The 19,120-nt window shown below is 70.5% G+C and carries 19 protein-coding genes; 9 read left to right on the top strand and 10 right to left on the bottom strand.

Going from position 1 to position 19,120, the window contains the following annotated elements; translation table 11 throughout:
• Nucleotide 1: 1 nt before the first annotated feature.
• Nucleotides 2-1,201, bottom strand: coding sequence for an acyl-CoA dehydrogenase family protein (locus ABZ893_RS13300; protein WP_361401519.1), 1,200 nt, complete (start codon nt 1,199-1,201; stop codon nt 2-4).
• A 626-nt stretch (nt 1,202-1,827) separates the two neighbouring features.
• Nucleotides 1,828-2,430: an XRE family transcriptional regulator gene (locus ABZ893_RS13295; protein WP_361401516.1), complete on the bottom strand. Its 603-nt coding sequence runs from the start codon at nt 2,428-2,430 to the stop codon at nt 1,828-1,830.
• Between the two features lie 77 nt (nt 2,431-2,507).
• On the opposite strand from ABZ893_RS13295, the gene ABZ893_RS13290 reads away from it, so the two are divergent.
• The gene (locus tag ABZ893_RS13290; RefSeq protein WP_361401513.1) at nt 2,508-3,545 is read left to right on the top strand and encodes a class I SAM-dependent methyltransferase; all 1,038 of its coding nucleotides are present in this window, start codon (nt 2,508-2,510) and stop codon (nt 3,543-3,545) included.
• A gap of 131 nt (nt 3,546-3,676) precedes the next feature.
• Nucleotides 3,677-3,859, top strand: a complete 183-nt coding sequence (locus tag ABZ893_RS13285; RefSeq protein WP_361401509.1) for a hypothetical protein — start codon at nt 3,677-3,679, stop codon at nt 3,857-3,859.
• Between the two features lie 51 nt (nt 3,860-3,910).
• On the opposite strand, the gene ABZ893_RS13280 is transcribed toward ABZ893_RS13285, so the two are convergent.
• The 3 genes from ABZ893_RS13280 to ABZ893_RS13270 form a co-directional block, all read right to left on the bottom strand.
• Nucleotides 3,911-5,092 carry a serine hydrolase domain-containing protein gene (locus ABZ893_RS13280; protein WP_361401506.1) on the bottom strand — a complete coding sequence of 394 codons (1,182 nt, stop codon included), beginning with the start codon at nt 5,090-5,092 and terminating at the stop codon, nt 3,911-3,913.
• Between the two features lie 162 nt (nt 5,093-5,254).
• Entirely contained in the window at nt 5,255-5,542 is a 288-nt protein-coding gene (locus ABZ893_RS13275; protein WP_361401503.1) for a hypothetical protein, read from the bottom strand.
• Nucleotides 5,543-5,739: 197 nt separating this feature from the next.
• A complete protein-coding gene (locus ABZ893_RS13270) occupies nt 5,740-5,991 on the bottom strand; it encodes a helix-turn-helix domain-containing protein (RefSeq protein ID WP_361402437.1) in 252 nt (83 codons plus the stop codon).
• Between ABZ893_RS13270 and lysA the strand changes: the two genes are divergently transcribed.
• The 4 genes from lysA to ABZ893_RS13250 all read left to right on the top strand — a co-directional run bounded on the left by lysA (nt 5,990) and on the right by ABZ893_RS13250 (nt 10,525).
• Nucleotides 5,990-7,267 carry a diaminopimelate decarboxylase gene (lysA, locus tag ABZ893_RS13265; protein ID WP_361401501.1) on the top strand — a complete coding sequence of 426 codons (1,278 nt, stop codon included), beginning with the start codon at nt 5,990-5,992 and terminating at the stop codon, nt 7,265-7,267. The genes ABZ893_RS13270 and lysA overlap by 2 nt on opposite strands.
• Nucleotides 7,268-7,401: 134 nt before the next feature.
• The gene (locus ABZ893_RS13260) at nt 7,402-8,271 is read left to right on the top strand and encodes an oxygenase MpaB family protein (protein ID WP_361401498.1); all 870 of its coding nucleotides are present in this window, start codon (nt 7,402-7,404) and stop codon (nt 8,269-8,271) included.
• Nucleotides 8,272-8,281: 10 nt separating this feature from the next.
• Nucleotides 8,282-8,686, top strand: a complete 405-nt coding sequence (locus ABZ893_RS13255; protein ID WP_361401495.1) for an ACT domain-containing protein — start codon at nt 8,282-8,284, stop codon at nt 8,684-8,686.
• A 156-nt stretch (nt 8,687-8,842) separates the two neighbouring features.
• Nucleotides 8,843-10,525: a molybdopterin-dependent oxidoreductase gene (locus ABZ893_RS13250; protein ID WP_361401492.1), complete on the top strand. Its 1,683-nt coding sequence runs from the start codon at nt 8,843-8,845 to the stop codon at nt 10,523-10,525.
• Between the two features lie 55 nt (nt 10,526-10,580).
• Here the strand turns inward: ABZ893_RS13250 and ABZ893_RS13245 are convergent, their stop codons facing one another.
• The 4 genes from ABZ893_RS13245 to ABZ893_RS13230 form a co-directional block, all read right to left on the bottom strand.
• Nucleotides 10,581-10,940 carry a hypothetical protein gene (locus ABZ893_RS13245; RefSeq protein WP_361401489.1) on the bottom strand — a complete coding sequence of 120 codons (360 nt, stop codon included), beginning with the start codon at nt 10,938-10,940 and terminating at the stop codon, nt 10,581-10,583.
• Nucleotides 10,941-11,086: 146 nt separating this feature from the next.
• On the bottom strand, nt 11,087-11,779 hold the full coding sequence (locus ABZ893_RS13240) for an alpha/beta hydrolase (RefSeq protein WP_361401486.1): 693 nt from the start codon (nt 11,777-11,779) through the stop codon (nt 11,087-11,089).
• Nucleotides 11,780-11,883: 104 nt separating this feature from the next.
• On the bottom strand, nt 11,884-12,570 hold the full coding sequence (locus ABZ893_RS13235) for a pyridoxamine 5'-phosphate oxidase family protein (protein ID WP_361402434.1): 687 nt from the start codon (nt 12,568-12,570) through the stop codon (nt 11,884-11,886).
• Nucleotides 12,571-12,858: 288 nt separating this feature from the next.
• Nucleotides 12,859-14,307 carry an MFS transporter gene (locus ABZ893_RS13230; RefSeq protein ID WP_361401483.1) on the bottom strand — a complete coding sequence of 483 codons (1,449 nt, stop codon included), beginning with the start codon at nt 14,305-14,307 and terminating at the stop codon, nt 12,859-12,861.
• Nucleotides 14,308-14,490: 183 nt separating this feature from the next.
• On the opposite strand from ABZ893_RS13230, the gene ABZ893_RS13225 reads away from it, so the two are divergent.
• The 3 genes from ABZ893_RS13225 (at nt 14,491) to ABZ893_RS13215 (ending at nt 16,987) form a co-directional block, all read left to right on the top strand.
• Entirely contained in the window at nt 14,491-14,946 is a 456-nt protein-coding gene (locus tag ABZ893_RS13225; RefSeq protein WP_361401480.1) for a MarR family transcriptional regulator, read from the top strand.
• A gap of 115 nt (nt 14,947-15,061) precedes the next feature.
• Complete coding sequence (locus ABZ893_RS13220; protein WP_361401477.1) at nt 15,062-15,436, top strand: hypothetical protein; 375 nt, start codon at nt 15,062-15,064, stop codon at nt 15,434-15,436.
• 186 nt (nt 15,437-15,622) lie between these two features.
• Nucleotides 15,623-16,987 carry an FAD-dependent oxidoreductase gene (locus tag ABZ893_RS13215; RefSeq protein WP_361401474.1) on the top strand — a complete coding sequence of 455 codons (1,365 nt, stop codon included), beginning with the start codon at nt 15,623-15,625 and terminating at the stop codon, nt 16,985-16,987.
• Between the two features lie 73 nt (nt 16,988-17,060).
• Here the strand turns inward: ABZ893_RS13215 and ABZ893_RS13210 are convergent, their stop codons facing one another.
• Nucleotides 17,061-19,115 (bottom strand): APC family permease, encoded by a 2,055-nt coding sequence (locus ABZ893_RS13210; RefSeq protein WP_361402431.1) that lies wholly within the window; start codon nt 19,113-19,115, stop codon nt 17,061-17,063.
• Nucleotides 19,116-19,120: the final 5 nt, after the last annotated feature.

The following is a 19,120-nucleotide window of genomic DNA, read 5'->3' as shown; positions in this document are numbered from 1 at the left end:
CCTACACTGCCGCCGCTTCCCGCACACGCGGAGCGGCGAGCCTGCTCGACCAGTCGCTCAGCGACGTGCCGAGCGCGACCTCGGCCAGCCGGTAGAGCTGGATGTCGGACGTGCCGGCGGGCGCGTAGATGTGGGAGGCGTCGCGGACGAACCGCTCGACGGGCCGGTCGGGGAAGAGTCCGCACGCGGCGTGGATCTCCATCGCCGCCCGCGCCGAGTCGATGGCGGACTCGACGTTGAGGAACTTGGCGTTCATCAGCTCCGCGTCGCACGCGAGTCCGGAGTCCAGCAGGTGCACGGCGTGGTAGGCGGCCAGGCGTGCGGTCATCAGACGCGACTGCATCTGACCCAGCTTCTGACGGATCGTCGGCAGTGCGCTGAGGGGCTTGCCGTACCGGAGCTGCCCGGTGACGTAACGGGTCGTCTCCTCCAGGAGCGCCTGGTGGATGCCGAGCGACACGGCGGTCAGGTTCGGCCGTCCGTAGAGCACGCTGGACGAGTACGCTACGTCGAGGCCCTGGCCCTCGACACCCAGCAGGTTCTCGGCGGGGACGCGGCACTCGTCGTAACGGATCTCGCCGAAGCTGAAACCGTGCAGGCCCATCGCAGGCTGATGCGGGGCCAGTGTGAAGCCGGGGCGGTCGGACTCGACGAGGAACGCGGACAGACCGTTCGATCCCTCGCCGGTGCGCACCACGACGCCGTGCACGTCACCGACGTGGCTGTTGCCGACGAACACCTTGCGGCCGTTCAGGACGTACTCGTCGCCCTCGCGCCGCGCGGTCGACTCCATCCCGAGGACGTGGCCACCCGACTGGGGCTCGGTCACCGCGATGGTGGGGAGGCAGTCGCCGGACGCGACCGCGGGGAGCCACTTCAGCTTCTGCTCTTCGTCGCCGAAGTGGATGATCTTGGCGACGCCCAGCTGGGAGGCCTGGACCATGGCGCCCATGGCGCCGCTGACGCGGGACAGCTCCTCGATGATGATCGTTTTCGCGAGGTGTCCCATGCCCATGCCGCCGTAGCCCTGGTCGACGGTGACGCCGATCCAGCCCTCCTTGGCGATGAGCCGGGACAGTTCGTGCTCGACGGCCCGCGAATCCTCCATGTCCGCGATCCGGGGCGCCACCTTGGTCTCGGCGAAGGCGCGTACCTCCGCCCTCAATAGCTCGTGACGCTCCGTCAGGAAGTAGCCGTCCATCTGTAACCCTTTCTTACACACAAGCCGCTCTGATCCCGGCCCGGCACCCGATCGGCGCGCGGTAGTGGGGCGGCCCTTGGGTGGACATACGAAATCGAGGAACAGGAAGACGTGGAAATGCGCACGGGCGCTCGCGGTCCGGCCCGCCGCACCACGCGGCGGAGCCGGCCGACGGCCCGTCGGTCAGGGGGTGAACAGGGTGTTCGCCCATGACTGGCTGATCGCGGCCACCCGCCGCAGGCCTCTCATCCGGAGGGTCTCCAGGAAAAGAGGAACCCGGCGGGAGCGGGACGGGGCGTGCCTGTGCGCACGGCGCGGACATTCGCGTCGCCGGCGCGCACCTGGATCACGATTCGCCTCACACTCACTCCCGTAGTCGGACCGGCACATGCTCGTGGACCACGGGTGTGACCACTGCCGGAACAGCCGTTCGGTCCCCGTTCCTGGAAGCGTTGCCGCAGTTCGGAGGAGGACCTGTCTCTACGGTGACCATCCGGAGGCCTGTTTTCACCACATGCCCGGGGTCGTTTGAGGGTCGTTCTGCCGAAGGCGGCGCGACGAGATGCCCGGTTGATGCCAAATGGCGACACGTCGGGTCTCCGACCCGGGCTTTTTTTACGTGCGGGTCACCGGGGTCCGGCGCTCGGCTTGGCGCGCACGTGGATGCGCTCTCCCTGCCGCCCGAAAAGGCTGAGGAGTTCGACGGGCCGCCCGTCCGCGCTGGTGAACCAGTGGGGGACCCGGGTGTCGAACTCGGCGGCCTCACCCGGGCCGAGAACCAGATCGTGCTCGGCGAGCACGAGCCGGAGCCGCCCGTCCAGCACGTACAGCCACTCGTAACCCTCGTGCGTACGCGGATCGGGCTCGCGGCCCCGGTCGGTGATGACGAGCTTGTACGCCTGGAGCGGGCCGGGAGTGCGGGTGAGCGGGACGAACGTGCCGCCGTCCGGCATCGGGCGGGGCGAAAGCCTGACCCGGGGATCGCCCACCTCGGGAGCGCCGACCAGCTCGTCCAGGGGGACGCCGTACGCGCCGGCCAGCGGCAGCAGCAGTTCGAGGCTCGGGCGGCGCTGTCCGGACTCGAGCCGGGACAGGGTGCTCTTGGAGATGCCGGTGGCGTCCGAGAGTGCCGTGAGGGTCAGGCCGCGCTGGTCGCGCAGCCGTCGCAGCCGGGGGCCGACCTCGTCGAGGACCGCGCGGTAGGGCTCTGCTTCGTCCTTGTCGTCCACGCGGGCATTTCACCCCGCTGTCCCGGAAATGGCAACACAGATTGCCATCGGTGCCGGGTGGGTGCACGCTCCAGCCCATGAGCACACACAGCAGTTCCGAGCAGAGCCACGGCGATGGATCCGGGCAGGGGCACGGCTCCGGTCATGGCCACGGCCACGGCGACGGATCCGGGCACCGTCATGGACACGGGCACGGCGATGGCCATGGCCAGAAGCACGGCCACGGTCACAGTCATGACCACGGCGACATCGACTGGGGTGCCATGGCGGACATGCTGGAGGAGAACGGCGACCTCCACCTCCCCGCCCTGCGCCAGGTCGCGGCCCGGCTCGGCGGACTCTTCGGATCCGGTACGTCCGTCCGCCGCGTCCTCGACATCGGCAGCGGACCCGGCGTCATGACCTGCGCGCTCGCCGAAGCCTTCCCGGACGCCGAGGCCGTCGCCGTCGACGGCGCCCCCGCACTCCTCGACCGCGCCCTCGCCCGCGCCGAACGCACCGGACTCGGCGGCCGGGTCACCGTCCGCCACGCGGAACTGCCCGGAGACCTGGAGGCCGACGAGAACGGGCTCCCCGGTCTCGGCGAGGCCGACCTGATCTGGAGCAAGCAGGCCGTCCACCACCTCGGCGACCAGCAGGGCGCGCTCGACGCGCTCGCCGGCACGCTGCGCCCCGGCGGCGTGCTCGCCGTCGCCGAGGGCGGACTCCCCATGCGTTTCCTGCCGCGCGACTTCGGCCTCGGCAGGCCCGGCCTCCAGGCGCGTCTCGACGTCGTGCACGAGGACTGGTTCGAGATCATGAGGTCCGAACTGCCCGGCAGCGTCGGCACGGTCGAGGACTGGCCCGCGATGATGAGCCGCGCCGGGCTCACCGAGGTCACCGCCTTCACGTACCTGGTCGACCTGCCGGCGCCGCTCGACCCCGCGGCCCGCGCCTTCCTGCGGGATCACCTGACCCGTATGCGCGACGTGATGAGCGAGCTCCTGGACGCGGACGACATCAAGACCCTCGACGTGCTGGTCGACCCCACGGCGCCCGAAGGCATCATGCGGCGCCCGGACGTCTTCATGCTCTCCGCCACCACCGTCGTCGCGGGTGTGCGCCCGGCGTCCTGACACCGTCCGGCGCGGGTGCTCCGTCCGCGTGGATCGTGCGGGCTCCTTTGTGTGACGCGCCTGTGTGGCTGTCACGGTCCCCGTTCCCGGCTGTGTTTACCGTGGACGCCCGTCGAGGGTTGGGAGCCCGCATGGCCGAGCAGGATCGTGAGTCGGAACCGCGCCGGGAGCCGTCCGTGCGGCTGGGCGTCGGGGTGCGGCGGGCCACACTGGCCGACGGTCGTGTCGTGACCATCGTGTGCGAGGCGGGGCTTCCCCAGGACGAGGTGAACGCGATCGCCGAGCGGGTGGCGGAGACGGGCCTGCGGCGCTGACGGTTCCGGGTGCGCCCTCGCGGGGGCGTCGGCACCGGACAGCGTGGGCGGTCAGCGCCGGAGCAGGGCGCACACGAAGTTCTCCTGGACGGCGCGGACCCTGGCCAGCAGCGCGGGCCTGACGTCCTTGCTGGTCTGGGTGCTGATCGAGAAGGTCGGAGACCGCTTGCCGTCCGCGGTCGCGGCCGCGAGCTGCGTGTAGCCGGGGGTGTTGCCCGTGTGGCCGTACACCGTGCCGCAGCGGGTCCGGTAGCGGAAGATCGCGAGCCCGGCCGCGTTGGTGCCGGGCCCGGCCGGCTCGGAGGCGCCCGGCACGAACCGCAGTTGCTGGTCACGTGTCCGCTCGGACAGGAGCCGCCCGCCCGCGTACCCCCGGATGAACCTGGTCAGGTCGTTGGACGTGGCCACCGCCGCACCCGAGGCCCAGACCCCGGAACCGCTCAGGAGCTCACTCACGTCCACCGGCGGTTCCGTCGGCGAGACGTCGTAGCCGTGCAGCGCCGGTCCGGGCAGCCGGAAGCCCTGGGGAAGGCTCGTGTGCCGGAGGCGGAGGGGCTCGTACACGAGACGTTCGAGCAGCCGCTCGTAGCGGAGGCCGGTCGCCGCCTCGGCCATCAGGGCCACGGCGATGTTGTCGGAGTTCGAGTACGCGTACTGCGAACCGGGCTTGAAGGCGAGGACCTTGTCTGCGACGAAGTCGAGCAGCTTGCGTGAGTCGAACCGGTGGTGCGGGTCCGCGATCACGATCTTGAGGAACTCCGGCGCACGCGAGTAGTCGGGCAGCCCACTGGTGTGGTTCAGCAACTGCCGCAGGGTTACGTGGTGCCAGGCCGCCGACAGCGTGGCGAGCCGCTCGCCGATGGTCTCGTCGAGCCGCAGCCGCCGTCGGTCCACGAGGCTCAGAGCCACGGCCCCGCTGTACGCCTTGGACACGCTCGCGAGACGCATGTGGTCGTACGGGTTCGGTGGCCGGCGCGTCTCCGTGTCCGCGACGCCGGCGCGGTACACCACGGTCCGGTGACCGTCGCGGAGCAGGGCGATGACGCCGGGCGGGCCGTCGGACCTGGCGACGAGCTGGTCCAGCTGCCGCTGGAGGGCCTTGTCGCGGGGTGCCGGAGGAGTCCCGGCGGCCTGTGCGGGCAGGACCGCGCCGACGAGGGCGGCGACGGCGAGGGCGGCGAGGGAGAGGCGTCGGCCCGGCCGGGGGCGGCGGGTCCGCTGGGGTGCCAGCACGGGTTCCTCCTGAGGGGTGGCATCGGGCGGCGTGACCCGATCCGGCCGACCCAGCATCAGATGTCCCCGTGCCGCGCGCCCTTCGTGGTGCGCCAACCGGCCCATGCGGCCGCCTCGCGGAGACCGGAGCCTCAGCCTCGGTCGACGCCGCCCTTCCGCGCGTCACCTGAGCAGGGTCAGGGGGCGGGAGGTGAGCCAGCGGTGGACGGCGAGCGCGACCCTGTCGTCGAGAGCGCTGAGCTCGTCGATGGCCCGCATGTCGTCGGGGTGGGGCGGGATCCCGGCCGCGGTGAGCGTGGCGTTCAGGCTGAGCCGGTGCTGGTCGCGGGACGTCAGCAGCGAGGCCGGCGCCTCCAGGTCGAGGCGCTCGCCCGGGTCGGGCAGGGGGAGCAGGCAGTCCTCGTCCGCATCCCAGTAAGTGGTCGGCAGGACGGTGGCAAAAGTGGTCATGGCACTTCCTCACGACGTTCGGTCGGTCAGTCTCTTGGCGCGTCTGTTTCTGCGTGTGTGCGGATCCTGTGTAGACCATGAACGTGTGCGGGAGGTTCTGCGGTTGCGGCTGATCCGGGACGACACCCGAACGCCGTAAAAGAAACCCGGTGAGGGATATCAACTGCCTTTTGGCGCGGCCATATTGTGTGCCCCAACTACCGCTGTGCGACCCGGAGTTCGAGCCACGCGGCCAGTCGCACCTCGGGGTCGTTGAGGTCCAGTCCGAAGAGTTCACGTACGCGCCGCAGGCGGTGGCGCAGGGTGTTCGGATGGACCCGCACATGTGCCGCGGCGCTCGCGATGTCGCCGGTCGCGTCGAGCCAGGCCGTGACGCGGCGCGGCGTCTGAACGCGACACGGGCAGCCGTCAGGATAGGCAGATCGACCAGGACAGGAGCCGCCGCCCATGAGCACCACGACCGCCACCGAAGACCTCGTCGGACTCTTCCCCAAGGGGACGCGTCTTGCCTCCGACGGCGAGATCGTCGTCGGCGAGTGCCGTCTCGACGACCTCGCCGAGCGCTTCGGAACCCCGGCCGTCGTCGTCGACGAAGGTGCGCTCAGGGCCCGCGCGCGCGAGTACGTCGAGGCGCTGCAACGCCATTGGCCGAACGGACAAGTGGTCTTCGCGTCGAAGTCCTTCCCGTGCACGGCCGTCGTGCGCGTGATGACCGAGGAAGGGCTCGGGGTGGATGTCGCGGGCGGCGGGGAACTGGTGGCCGCGCTCGCCGCGGGCGCCGACCCGGCCCGGCTCGTCGTCCACGGCAACGCCAAGACCGACGAGGAACTCTCCATGGCCGTCGGCGCCGGGGCGGGCACGATCGTCGTCGACAACTTCGACGACATCGACCGCCTGGAGAAGATCGTCACGGACGGCGAGCAGCACGTCCTGATCCGCGTCATCCCCGACGTCGAGGCCGACACCCACGAGGCCATGGCGACGGGCCACGCCGGCTCCAAGTTCGGCCTCTCCGTGCCCGACGCGGTCCGCGCCGCCGAACGCATCCGCGCCGGCGAGCGGCTGCGCCTCGACGGCGTGCACGTCCACGTCGGCTCGCAGCTCCTCGACACCACACCGTTCGCACGCGCCGTCGAGGCGATCGCCTCCCTCGGCGAACTGGGCGAGCACGCGGTGTACGACCTCGGCGGCGGCCTCGGCGTCCGCTACACCTACGCCGATCACGCGCCGACGGTCGACGAGTACGTACGCACCCTCACCGACGCGGCCCGCGCCCACCTCCCCGCGAACGCCCGCCTGATCATCGAGCCGGGACGCTCCCTGGTCGCCGAGTCGGCCCTCACCCTCTACCGCGCGGTCACCGTCAAGCGGGGCCGTCCGCGCACCCTGGTCGCGGTCGACGGCGGCATGGGCGACAACCTCGAACCGATGCTGTACGGCCAGCGCTTCGAGGCAACGGTCACGTCCCGCGTCGGCGGGGGAGAGCCCTGCGACCTGGTCGGCCGCCACTGCGAGTCGGGCGACACCCTGATCCGCGACGTCCCGCTGCGCGCCCCGACCGTCGGCGACCTGATCGCCGTCCCGGTCACCGGCGCCTACTGCTACTCACTCTCCAACAACTACAACGGCGCCCGCCGCCCCCCGGTCGTCTTCTGCCACGACGGCGAAGCCCGCACGGTGGTGCGGCGCGAGACGTACGAGGACTTGCTGCGACGGGACATGTGACACACGCTGCCGCGCTTACGCGCACCGGGCCACCACCCGGGCGATGGCCCGGCCGCGTCACGTACGGACACAACGGCCCACCGCCCGGCAAAGTAGGCTGGACACGCGAATCCGAAGGGAGACGCCGCGACGCCATGAGACTGACCGGACCGGACGACGACGGGGTGCGGGAGCGGCTGGGCAAGGGGCTCTTCGCCCGGGTCGCGGGCCCGGAGGGGCCGCGGAACCGTGCCCTCATCCACGACACCCCGGGACCCCGCTGGTTCGGCCCCGACCGCCCCATACGCACCGTCCACGGCGACGCGTCCATGTTCATCGGCGGCATCTCGGCCCTCCTGCTCCAGTCGCTCCACCCGCTCGCCATGGCCGCCGTCTCCGCCCACTCCGGCTTCCGCGGTGACCCCTGGGGCAGGCTCCAGCGCACGAGCACCTTTCTGGCGATGACCACGTACGGTCCCGCCGACGGCGCACAACAGGCCTGTGACAAGGTGCGGGGCATCCACGCGCGCGTGCGTGGCGTGACCGCGGAGGGCGAGAGATATCGCGCCGCCGACCCCCATCTGCTCGGCTGGGTCCACATCGCCGAGGTCGACAGCTTCCTGCGGGCGCATCAGCGGTACGGCGCCCGTCCGCTGACCCGGTACCAGTACGACGAGTACGTGGGAGACGCGGCGCGGGTCGCCGCCGCCCTCGGCGTCCTGGACCCGCCGACGAACTGCGCTGAGCTCACCGCCCGGTTCGCGTCGTACCGGAGCGAACTCCGCGCCACCCCCGAGGCCCGCGCCGCCGCCCGTTTCCTCCTCTTCAACCCACCCGTGCCCCTGGTCGCCCGCCTCCCGTACAGCGTCCTCGCCGCGAACGCGGTCTCGCTGCTCCCACCCTGGGCAGCGGCCGAACTGCGCCTGCCCCGGGTCGCGTTGATCGACACCGTCGCTGTGCGCCCGCTCGGCCGGGGCGTCACGTCACTGGTCCGCTGGGCCATGGCGCCCATGCGCCGCGACTAACCTGTTGATCATGAGTGGCGAGACTGACTTGAGGAAACTGCTGAGCGGTATGCGACCGGAACTGAATCCCGGACGCTACGTCTTCACCACGGCCGACGGCGCCGTTCCGCCCGGCGTCACACCCGTCGTCACCGTCGCCGAGCCGGAGGCACTGACGCTGGTGGTACGGCAGGAGGAGGCCGACGCGTCGGGGCTCGCGTACGACTACGTCGCCGGATGGATCACCCTGCGCGTCCACTCCGCCCTTGAGGCCGTGGGCCTGACCGCGGCCGTCGCCCAGGAACTCGCCGCCGCGGAACTGAGCTGCAACGTCGTCGCCGGCTTCCACCACGACCACCTCTTCGTCCCCCACGAGCGGGCGGAGGAAGCGGTGTCCCTGCTGGCGGGTCTCGCCCGCCGGTCGGCCAAGGAGTGACGAACGGCCTGCCCACGCCGGCCACCTGAGAAATCCGGTCACCCAGCAATTCCGGTCAACCGGGAAAGCCGGTCACCCGGCAACGCCGGTCACCCAAAAACTGGTCACCTGAAAACGGCACCCCCGTTCCGCCAAGCGTTTTGCCCCCGTACGCTCGTGCATGTCCGCTTGAACCCGCGCCGCGTCGCCCCCAGCATGGTCGGGCTGACGAAGCTCAAGGGTGCGGCGGCCTGCCGCGAGGAGGGGTGCCCCATTTCTGGAGCGGGCGAGAGCCGCGACACCCCGGAACGGCGCCGTACGCGGCGCCTCAGACACCTCGGCGCGCTGAGTGGACTGCTCGCCGGGTACGCGGCCGTGGCTGTCGCCCAGTTGGCGGCCACCGTCTACCGCCCCGAGGCGAGCCCCGTCGTGGCCGTCGGCGGCGCGACCATCGACCGTACGCCCGGCTGGCTCAAGGACTGGGCGATCCGGCACTTCGGCACGCACGACAAGCTGGTGCTCCAGCTCGGCATCCTCGTGGTCCTCGCACTCCTCGCGATGATCCTCGGCGTCGTGGCGTCCCGTCACCGCCGCGCCGGGTCCGCCGGTGTCCTGCTGTTCGGGGCGCTCGGCGCGCTGGCGGCGACCACGCGCCCCGGCTCCACGAGCCCCGTCGACGCGCTGCCGTCCGTGATCGGCGCGCTGATCGGCGCCTGGCTCCTGTACGCGCTCACCGGCCGGGCGGCGACCCCGGCCCTCGGGGATCCTGACTGGGACCGGCGCGGATTCGTCAAGGTCGCGGTGGGCGCGGCCGTGATCTCGACGGGCGCGAGCCTCCTGGCCCGTTCCTCCGGCGGCCTCCAGCAGCAGAACGCCGTGTCCTCACGCGACGGCGTCAAACTGCCCGCACCCGCCTCTCCGGCCAGGCCCACACCGGCCAACTCCCAGCTCCGGATCCCCGGCATCAGCTCGTTCATCACGCCGAACAAGTCCTTCTACCGCATCGACACGGCTCTCGTGGTGCCGATGCTGGACGCCGCGCAATGGCGCCTGAAGATCCACGGCAAGGGCGTCACCCGCCCCGTCACACTCACCTTCGACGACCTCCTGCGCAGGCCGCTCATCGAGCGCGACATCACGATGACCTGCGTGTCGAACGAGGTGGGCGGATCCCTCGTGGGCAACGCCCGCTGGATCGGCGTACCCCTCGCGCCGCTGCTCGCCGAGAGCGGTGTCCGGCCGCCGTCGAAGGGCGGCCCGGCGAACCAGCTGGTCGCGCGGTCCGTCGACGGCATGACGATCGGCAGCCCCGTAGAGGACGTCATGGACGGGCGGGACGCGATGCTGGCCCTCGGGATGAACGGTCAGCCACTCCCGTTCAAGCACGGCTTCCCCGTACGGATGCTCGTCCCCGGTCTGTACGGCTATGTGTCGGCCTGCAAGTGGATCAAGGACATCGAACTGACCACCTTCGACGCCTACGACGCGTACTGGGTCCAGCGGGGCTGGGCCCAGCGGGCGCCCATCAAGACGCAGTCCCGTATCGACACCCCGAAGTCCTTCGACCATCGCAAGGCCGGCACGGTCATGGTCGCCGGGGTGGCCTGGGCGCAGCATCGCGGGATCGAGAAGGTGGAGGTCCGCGTGGACGACGGGCCGTGGCAGCAGGCCACGCTCGCAGCCGTCGACACCAGCGACACCTGGCGCCAGTGGTCGTACCAGTGGCAGGCGACCCACGGCAAGCACCACCTCACGGTCCGCGCGACCGACGACACGGGCCGGACCCAGCCGGCGAAACGCACGGGTCCCGTCCCGTCGGGCGCGACCGGCTGGCACTCGATCGAAGTCGAGATCGACTGACGCGGAAGGGCGGCGAGCTACTGCTCGCCGCCCTCGGTCATGGATTCAGTACAGGTCAGCCCTGCGGCGAGGTCAGGAACACGGAGCGCAGCTTCAGGAAGTCGGTCGCCGGACGGCCGTGCGGACGAAGCGTCCACGAGGCCCCCTCGCAGTCGGGGCCCGTGAAGACGACGGCGTACTCGTCCGTGTCGTTGTGCGGCGCGAAGGCGGGCTCGGAGGAGTTCGGGTCCGCGGCCTCCGGCAGGGTCACGCACTGACGGCTCGGCAGGTCGTTCAGGGTGACCGACCGCGCGGTGCCGTCCATGCCGACGAACTTGTAGGAGAAGCCGCCGGTCGCGGCCTGGGCGGACGCCGGCAGGGCCAGCGCGAGAGCGAAGGCGGCGAAGGAAGCGGCGACGGTGGTGCTACGGCGCATGAAGGGCCTCGTTCATTCGGTACGGGGAGATCGGGCCCTGGCAGCTTCACCCATGCGTTCGCCGGTCACGCGGTCGACAGAAGCCGAAAGGATTCACTGTCGCCCGTACGGAGGCACGTCCGCACACCCGAGCGATGCCCCGCCGCTCATGCCACGCGGTCGTCGACGGCCAGACGGTCGGCGACCCTCGTGGGGAGCGGGGCGAACCCCAGCAGGCCGCTCACGACCCGGCCCGTCTGCCGGTGCCAGGAATCGGCATGCCGCAGCATCGCGTGATCGCCGCCCGGCAGCAGCAGCGTGCAGGTCCGGGCGTCCTCGGCCGCAGCTCGCGCGGCGAAGTCGAGCGTGTCCCGGGGGTCGCAGGTGCGGTCCCTGTCGCCGTGCAGGAGCACCACGCTCCGGCCGCGCAGCTGGGTCACCGGCTCACCCTCCGGACACCAGGGCGCGAGCCCCACCACCCCTCGGACGAGCCGATGCCCGCCGGCGCGCAACGCCGCCCGGCCGCCCATCGAGTGACCGACGAGCACGGTCGGCACGTCCCCGAAGCGCAGAGCCAGGTCGTCCAACGCACTCAGGGTGTCCCGGAGCGGGTCCTCGCGGTCACCGTTCCAGCCCCGGCAGCGATAGCGGACGCTCCCCACAAGGACGTCGTGGCCGGCGCACGCCCGCTCGACGGCGCGGGCGAACGGACGCATCCGCGCACGGGCGGGATTCCACTGCGGCACCGACCCGACGCCCTCCTCGCGACCGCCGTGCAGCAGGAGCACCGCGGCCCGGGGCGACCCGGCGCCGTGGCGCACCACGAGTGCCGATCGCGGATCGTCGTTCCGTACGAGCACGCTCTCTCCTTCGTCGCCGGGCCCGGCCGCGCGGAGCGGAGCGGGGAAACAAGCTCTGTTCCCGCGTCATTCCTGCGTCAGACAGTCATTCCTGCGTCAGACAGTCATTCCTGCGTCAGATAGGCGTGCGCTGAAGGCCGCGGTCGCTGGCGGGGCAGCGGCTGCGAGGGAGCGTACTGCTCCTGCTCGGGCTGAGGCTCCGTGAAGTAGTCGGGGTCCTTGGGGCGCCCCGTGGAGCGCCGGTTCGGCTGGTGCGCCGGTTCGAGGTGGGGGATGTGCTTGGAGCAGTGCACGTACGCCTCGTGGACCGTGATCTGGATCCAGAACTCGGCCTGCCGCCCGGGGGCCGTGTCCTGGGGGAGCGCCGGGCAGGACGCCCGCAGCTCCTGGTCGGTGACCAGCCGGGCCGATCCGTTGACGTGCAGGCCTATGTGGTCGTGGGTGAAGTCGACGAAGAGCATCCCCACATGGGGGTTCTCGTTGATGTTGCCCGCGCTGGCCATCACTCCGTTGCCCCGGTACTCCGGGTAGGCCAGGTGGAGTTCGTCGAGGACCGAGACGAACCCGGGCGGCCCCGCCCGGAAGCTGGCATCGCAGTTGCCGCGCCCGTCCGCCGTGGACAGGAACACCATGCTCTGCCGGCCGATGAACTCGCTCATCGCCGGCCTCAGCCGGGGCTGCACCTGACGGTCGTAGAATTCGGCCGCACGCTCGCTCGTACCGAGGTGCGCCTGCAGGGCGAGCTCGCCCTGGGACGGCGCGCTGTGGGGGGCGTTGGGGCGGTGGTGCATACGGTGATCACGTCGCAATCGCAGAAGGTGAGCATCGAACGTGGGGCGGGCCGGGCTCGAACTGTGGAGCCACGCTAGGCCATTGGGCGCCCGCGTGGGTTCGCCCACAACGAATCGAACACGACCACACCCGCGCGAAACGAAGACGAAAACCTCTGCTCACCGGCGATGACGACATCGGCACGGCTCGGTCCCGTTCGGTCCCGTAAGGGACGTTCAAAACCGAACCCGAACGGTCCGGCTACGCCTCGACCTCGGCACGTCCGGAACCGTTCGGAACCGGTCCGGCTACGCCTTGACCTCGGCCGGAGCGGCCGTCGCGCCGGCTCCGCCTTCGACGGCCGTGGCGCGCGCGGCCGGGATGACCGCCGCGATCACCGCGGCCACGATGGCGACGCCGCCGCCGACCATCAGCGCGGTACGGAACCCGTCCTCGGACGGGAAGGTGTAGCCGCCCATGGTGGTCGTCATCTGCGAGAGGATCACGCCGATCACCGCGGCGCCGGTCGACGTGCCGAGGGAGCGCATCAGCGTGTTGAAGCCGTTGGCGGCGGCGGTCTCCGAGAGGGGAACCGAACCCATGATGAGCGCGGGCATGGAACCGTAGGCGAGACCGACACCGCTGCTGGTGATCATGCAGACGGCCATGAGGCCGGGGGCGGACCCCATCAGGGCGAGCGCGAGGCCGTATCCGGCGGCGATCACGAGGATGCCGCAGACGAGCGTGAACTTCGGGCCGCGGGCGTCGGTGAGCTTCCCGCCGAGCGGGGAGACGATCATCATCATGATGCCGCCGGGCGCCATCCACAGGCCGGCCGCGAGCATCGACTGGCCCAGGCCGTAGCCGGTGGCCTCGGGGAACTGCAGGAGCTGCGGCAGGACGAGCATGGTCGCGTACATGCCGAAGCCGACGAAGACCGAGGCGATGTTCGTGAAGAGCACGCGCGGGCGGGCGGTGGTCCGCAGGTCGATCAGCGGGTCACGGGTGCGCATCTCCCACCAGCCCCAGCCGAGCAGGACGAGCACGGCGGCGGCGAAGAGTATGAGCGTCGTCGCCGAACCCCAGCCCCACTCGGCTCCCTTGGACACCGCGAGCAGCAGGCAGACGAGGCCCACGCCGAGGCCGATCGCGCCGACCGCGTCGAAGCGCTGGCCCTTGGCGCTGGCCGGGACGTCGGGGATCACGAACCAGATCAGTACGGCGATGACCACGGCGAGCACGGCCGAGGCCCAGAACAGCACACGCCAGTCGGCGTACTGGGCCACCGCGGCCGCGATGGGCAGGCCGAGGCCGCCGCCGATGCCCATGGACGCGCTGACCAGGGCGATCGAGGAGCTGAGCTTCTCCTTGGCCACCACGTCCCGCAGCAGCGCGATGCCCAGCGGCACCATGCCCATCCCCATGCCCTGCAGGCCGCGGCCCACGATCATGGGTACGACGGAGGACGCGAGCGCGCACACGACGGAACCCGCCATGAGCGGCACGGAGCACGCCAGCAACATGCGCCGCTTGCCGACGAGGTCACCGAGGCGTCCGGTCACCGGCACGCAGACGGCACCGACGAGCAGGGTCACGGTGATGACCCAGGCGGAGTTCGACGACGTCGTGTGGAGGATCTGGGGGAGTTCCGCGATGAGCGGGGTGACCAGGGTCTGCATGACCGCGGCGGTGGTGCCGGCGAAGGCCAGCGTGGCGACCACGCCACCGGCGCGGTTCGTCGGCTGGGGGGCGTCCATCAGGGGACTCCTCTAGGTGTTGTGTGCGAACGCGGCGCGTCTGCGAAAATTGCTGTGCATCGTACACATCGTATGTAGAGCACACATTGTGTGGTGGATGCATGCACTTGTGCGAGCATGGCCCGGGGGTGGAGCGAACGCGCGGCGTGTGGCCGCGGCAGGACAGCAGGAGGCGGCAAGCGCATGGCCAGGCCCACGCACGATCTGGAGTACGAGCAGATGCTGCTCAGTCGGCACAGCCTCGTCCACCGCAAGGGAGGACGGCCCAAGAACGGCACTCTGGAGCGCAGTGCCTACATCCTGCTGAGCCGCATCCGCATCCAGGGCCCCATGTCCATCGGGGAGCTGAGCGAGGCCTTCGAGCTCGACGCGTCCACGCTGAACCGGCAGACCGCCGCCGCGATGCGTGCGGGGCTCGTCGAACGCATCCCGGACCCCGAGGGCGGCATGGCCCGTAAGTTCCGGATCACGGACGACGGCGCGCGCATCCTCGACGAGGAGCGCGAACTCATGGTGGGCGGCCTGGACCGGGTCATGGCCGACTGGGCGGACGACGACATCGCCGCCTTCACCGCCTATCTGAGGCGCTTCAACATGGACATCGAGCGGCTCGCGGGCCGCCCGTGGCCCCGCCCCTGACCAGGTGTGGGCGGCCTTTGGGCGTCGGTGCCGGTGAATACGAAGGGGCCAACAGGCGGAGAGAATTGAGGCGTCGGGCCCGTCCGGGCGGCCGCGCCGATTACAATCCCCTGCCATGTCGAACCCTGACGAACTGCTCGTCGACATCGCCGGCATGGTGGAGTCCGGGCAGAGTAATCAGATGTCCCTGACGGTGATCACCAGCGGCGCCGTGATCACCGGACGCCTCGCTCCGGAGGCCGTGTGGCGGAAGCGGGTCTCGGAGGTCCTGACGGACTCCGAACGCCTCGGCTCCTTCTCGGGGATCTTCACCGGCGACGGGAAAGGCGACGAGTCCGGCGGCCGCGCCGTACCCACCCACCTGCACTTCCACGTGGCCCGCATCCTTCAGGGCACCGTCGGAATCCCCGAGACGGGCGGCATGTACCGCGTCGCGATCGATGACGTGAGCGCCTGGACGGTGGGGGACTTCAGCTACTCCGACCACTGACGATTTCCGGCCCTTGTTCGCGGGCCGGGCGTGGATCCCTTCGAAGTGCCGGCACCAGTCATAAGGCTCACCCATGACCACCCATAAGTTGGCCTTATGGCGTCATAGGTCCAGCCCGACTACTGACTAAGGCTTGCCTTAGCTTAGGGTTGCCGTCGAGTGACCAGCCACGAAGGGAACCTGAACATGTCTCGCCCTCTGCGGGTAGCCGTCGTGGGTGCCGGCCCCGCCGGTATCTACGCTGCTGACGCGCTGCTGAAATCCGCGGTGGCCGAAGACCCTGGTGTGTCCATCGACATCTTCGAGCGGATGCCCGCCCCCTTCGGTCTGATCCGGTACGGCGTCGCCCCCGACCACCCCCGGATCAAGGGCATCATCACCGCCCTGCACCAGGTCCTCGACAAGCCGCAGGTCCGCCTCTTCGGCAACGTCGACTACCCGGGTGACATCAGCCTGGACGACCTGCGCGCCTTCTACGACGCGGTGATCTTCTCCACCGGCGCCACGGCCGACCGCGCGCTCGACATACCGGGCATCGGCCTCGACGGTTCGTACGGCGCGGCCGACTTCGTCTCCTGGTACGACGGCCACCCGGACGTCCCGCGCACCTGGCCGCTGGAGGCCGAGAAGGTCGCGGTGCTCGGCGTCGGCAACGTCGCCCTCGACGTGGCCCGCATCCTCGCCAAGACCGCGGACGAGCTGCTGCCCACGGAGATCCCGCCGAACGTCCACGACGGCCTCAAGGCGAACAAGGCCCTGGAGGTCCACGTCTTCGGCCGCCGTGGTCCGGCGCAGGCGAAGTTCAGCCCGATGGAGCTGCGCGAGCTCGACCACTCGCCGAACATCGAGGTCATCGTCGACCCCGAGGACATCGACTACGACGACGGCTCGATCGCGACCCGGCGCTCGAACAAGCAGGCCGACATGGTCGCCAAGACGCTCGAGAACTGGGCGATCCGCGACGCCGGCGACCGCCCCCACAAGCTGTTCCTGCACTTCTTCGAGTCGCCCGCCGAGATCCTCGGCGAGAACGGCGAGGTCGTCGGCCTGCGCACCGAGCGCACCGCCCTCGACGGCACCGGGAACGTCAAGGGCACCGGCGAGTTCAAGGACTGGGACGTCACGGCCGTCTACCGCGCCGTCGGCTACCTCTCCGACGAACTGCCCAAGCTGCCCTGGGACATCGCGTCCGGCACCGTCCCGGACGAGGGTGGCCGCGTGATCGAGGACTCCGGCGAGCACCTGCAGTCGACGTACGTCACCGGCTGGATCCGGCGTGGGCCCATCGGGCTCATCGGGCACACCAAGGGTGACGCCAACGAGACGGTCGCGAACCTCCTGGACGACCACGCGAACGGCCGTCTGCACACGCCCGCCGCGCCCGAGCCGGAGGCCGTCGAGGCGTTCCTCGGCGAGCGGAACATCCGCTTCACCACGTGGGACGGCTGGTACCGCCTCGACGCCGCGGAGAAGGCGCTGGGCGAGCCCGAGGGCCGCGAGCGCGTGAAGATCGTCGAGCGCGAGGACATGCTCAAGGCGAGCGGCGCGTAGTAGCTGACGCTTGATCAGGCCGGAACCGGGTGCGGGCACCTGGTTCCGGCCTGATGCGTAAGCCGGGCACAAGTCACCTTCGTGAAGAGCGAGTTGGTCCGTCGTTTCTGGGCCCGGACGAGTTGTTCGAGCCGGGCCCCCGGGGCTCGCCCCGCCGTACCCAACCCGGCGCGCGCCCGACCGGACGGGCCGCGCGCGCAGACGACGTCAGCTGCCACGGCACGCTCGTCACCATCACCCCCGGCGTGAACAGCAGCCGGCTCTTGAGCCAGAGCGCGGACTGGTTGTGCAGCAGGTTCTCCCACCAGTGGCCGACGACGTACTCGGGGATGAACACCGCGACGATGTCGCGCGGGCTCTCGCGGCGGATGGCGCGCACGTACTCGAGGACGGGCCGTGTCACTTCGCGGTACGGGGAGTCGACCACCTTGAGCGGTACGTCGACCCCGTACTCGTCCCAGCGCTCGCGCAGCGCGGCGGTCTCGTCGTGGTCGACGGAGACCGTCAGCGCCTCCAGATGGTTGGGGTGAGCGGCCCGCGCGTAAGCGAGGGCGCGCATCGTGGGCTTGTGCAGCGTCGAGACCAGGACGACCGCCAACACCCTTGGCGGTGACGTGAGTTCGGCGGCGGGATCTTCCACGGCCAGCTCTGCCGACGTCGTGTCGTAGTGGCGGTGGATGCCCCGCATCATCACCCACAGCACCGTCGCCGCGAGCACGGCCAGCCACGCGCCCTGGGTGAACTTGGTGGCGAGCACGATCACCAGGACGAGGCCGGTGACAAACCCGCCGACGGTGTTGATGGCGCGGGCCGAATGATGGCGGCGGCGCAGCGCCGGGTCGCGCTCGGTCCGCAGCTCCCCGTTCCAGTGCCGGACCATGCCCAGCTGCGAGAGGGTGAACGAGGTGAACACACCGAGGATGTAGAGGTGGATGAGGCTGGTGACGTTCGCCTTGTAGCCCCACAGCAGTGCGGCCGAGAACAAGGCCAGGGCGAGGATGCCGTTCGAGAACGCGAGCCGGTCGCCCCGGTTGTGCAACTGGTGCGGCAGATAACGGTCCCTGGACAGGATCGACGCCAGCATCGGGAAGCCGTTGAACGCGGTGTTCGCGGCCAGGATCAGGACGAGGGCGGTCGCGGCCTGGACGAAGTAGAACCCGACGCTGTGCTCCCCGCCGAACACGGCGGCCGCCACCTGTGCGATGACCGTGCGCTGCGTGTAGCTCGTGCAACTCTGGCCGAGACCGGTCAGCCGGCAGGGGTCGTCGGTGAGATGCACCTTCGAGATCAGCGCGAGCGCCGTCACGCCGACGAACATGACGATCGCGATGAGGCCCATGGCCGCGAGAGTGGTCGCGGCGTTCGTCGACTTGGGCTTACGGAACGCCGGCACTCCGTTGGAGATCGCCTCCACCCCCGTGAGGGCGGTACACCCCGAGGAGAACGACCGCAGCACCAGCATGACCAGGGCCAGACCCATGAGATGCGCGTCGCCGGGCCGGGGCACGATGCCGTACGCGGCGCTCTCGGCCACCGGCGCGGCCCCGACGACGTAACGGATCAGACCCGTGATGACCATGATCAGTACGCCGCCGATGAAGAGGTACGTGGGGGCGGCGAAGGCGCGGCCCGACTCGCGGACGCCGCGCAGGTTCATCGCCGTCAGAATCGCGACGAAGCCGACGGCCATCAGGACGCGGTACTCGGCGAGCGCCGGGAGCGCCGAGATGATGTTGTCCACGCCGGACGCGACGGAGACCGTCACCGTCATCACGTAGTCGACCAGCAGCGACGCGGCGACCACGAGCCCGGCCGACGGGCCCAGGTTGGTCGACACCACCTCGTACGAGCCACCGCCGCTCGGATACGCGTACACGACCTGCCGGTACGAGAGCACGACCACCGTCATCAGCGTCACCACCGCGGCGGCGATCCACGGGGTGAAGTGCAGATACGAGAGTCCGCCGAGCGTGAGCACGAGCAGGATCTCCTGCGTCGCGTACGCCACCGACGAGAGCGGGTCGGAGGCGAAGATCGGCAGGGCAAGGCGCTTGGGGAGCAGCGTCTCGTGCAGCTCCTCGCTGCGCATGGCGCGGCCGATCAACAGGCGTTTGAGTAGACCCGGCATGTTGA

The sequence above is a fragment of the Streptomyces sp. NPDC046821 genome (genome assembly GCF_040645335.1).
Classification (GTDB): domain Bacteria; phylum Actinomycetota; class Actinomycetes; order Streptomycetales; family Streptomycetaceae; genus Streptomyces.
Note: the sequence above shows the minus strand (reverse complement) of the source record. Positions and strands in the feature narration are given on the sequence as shown.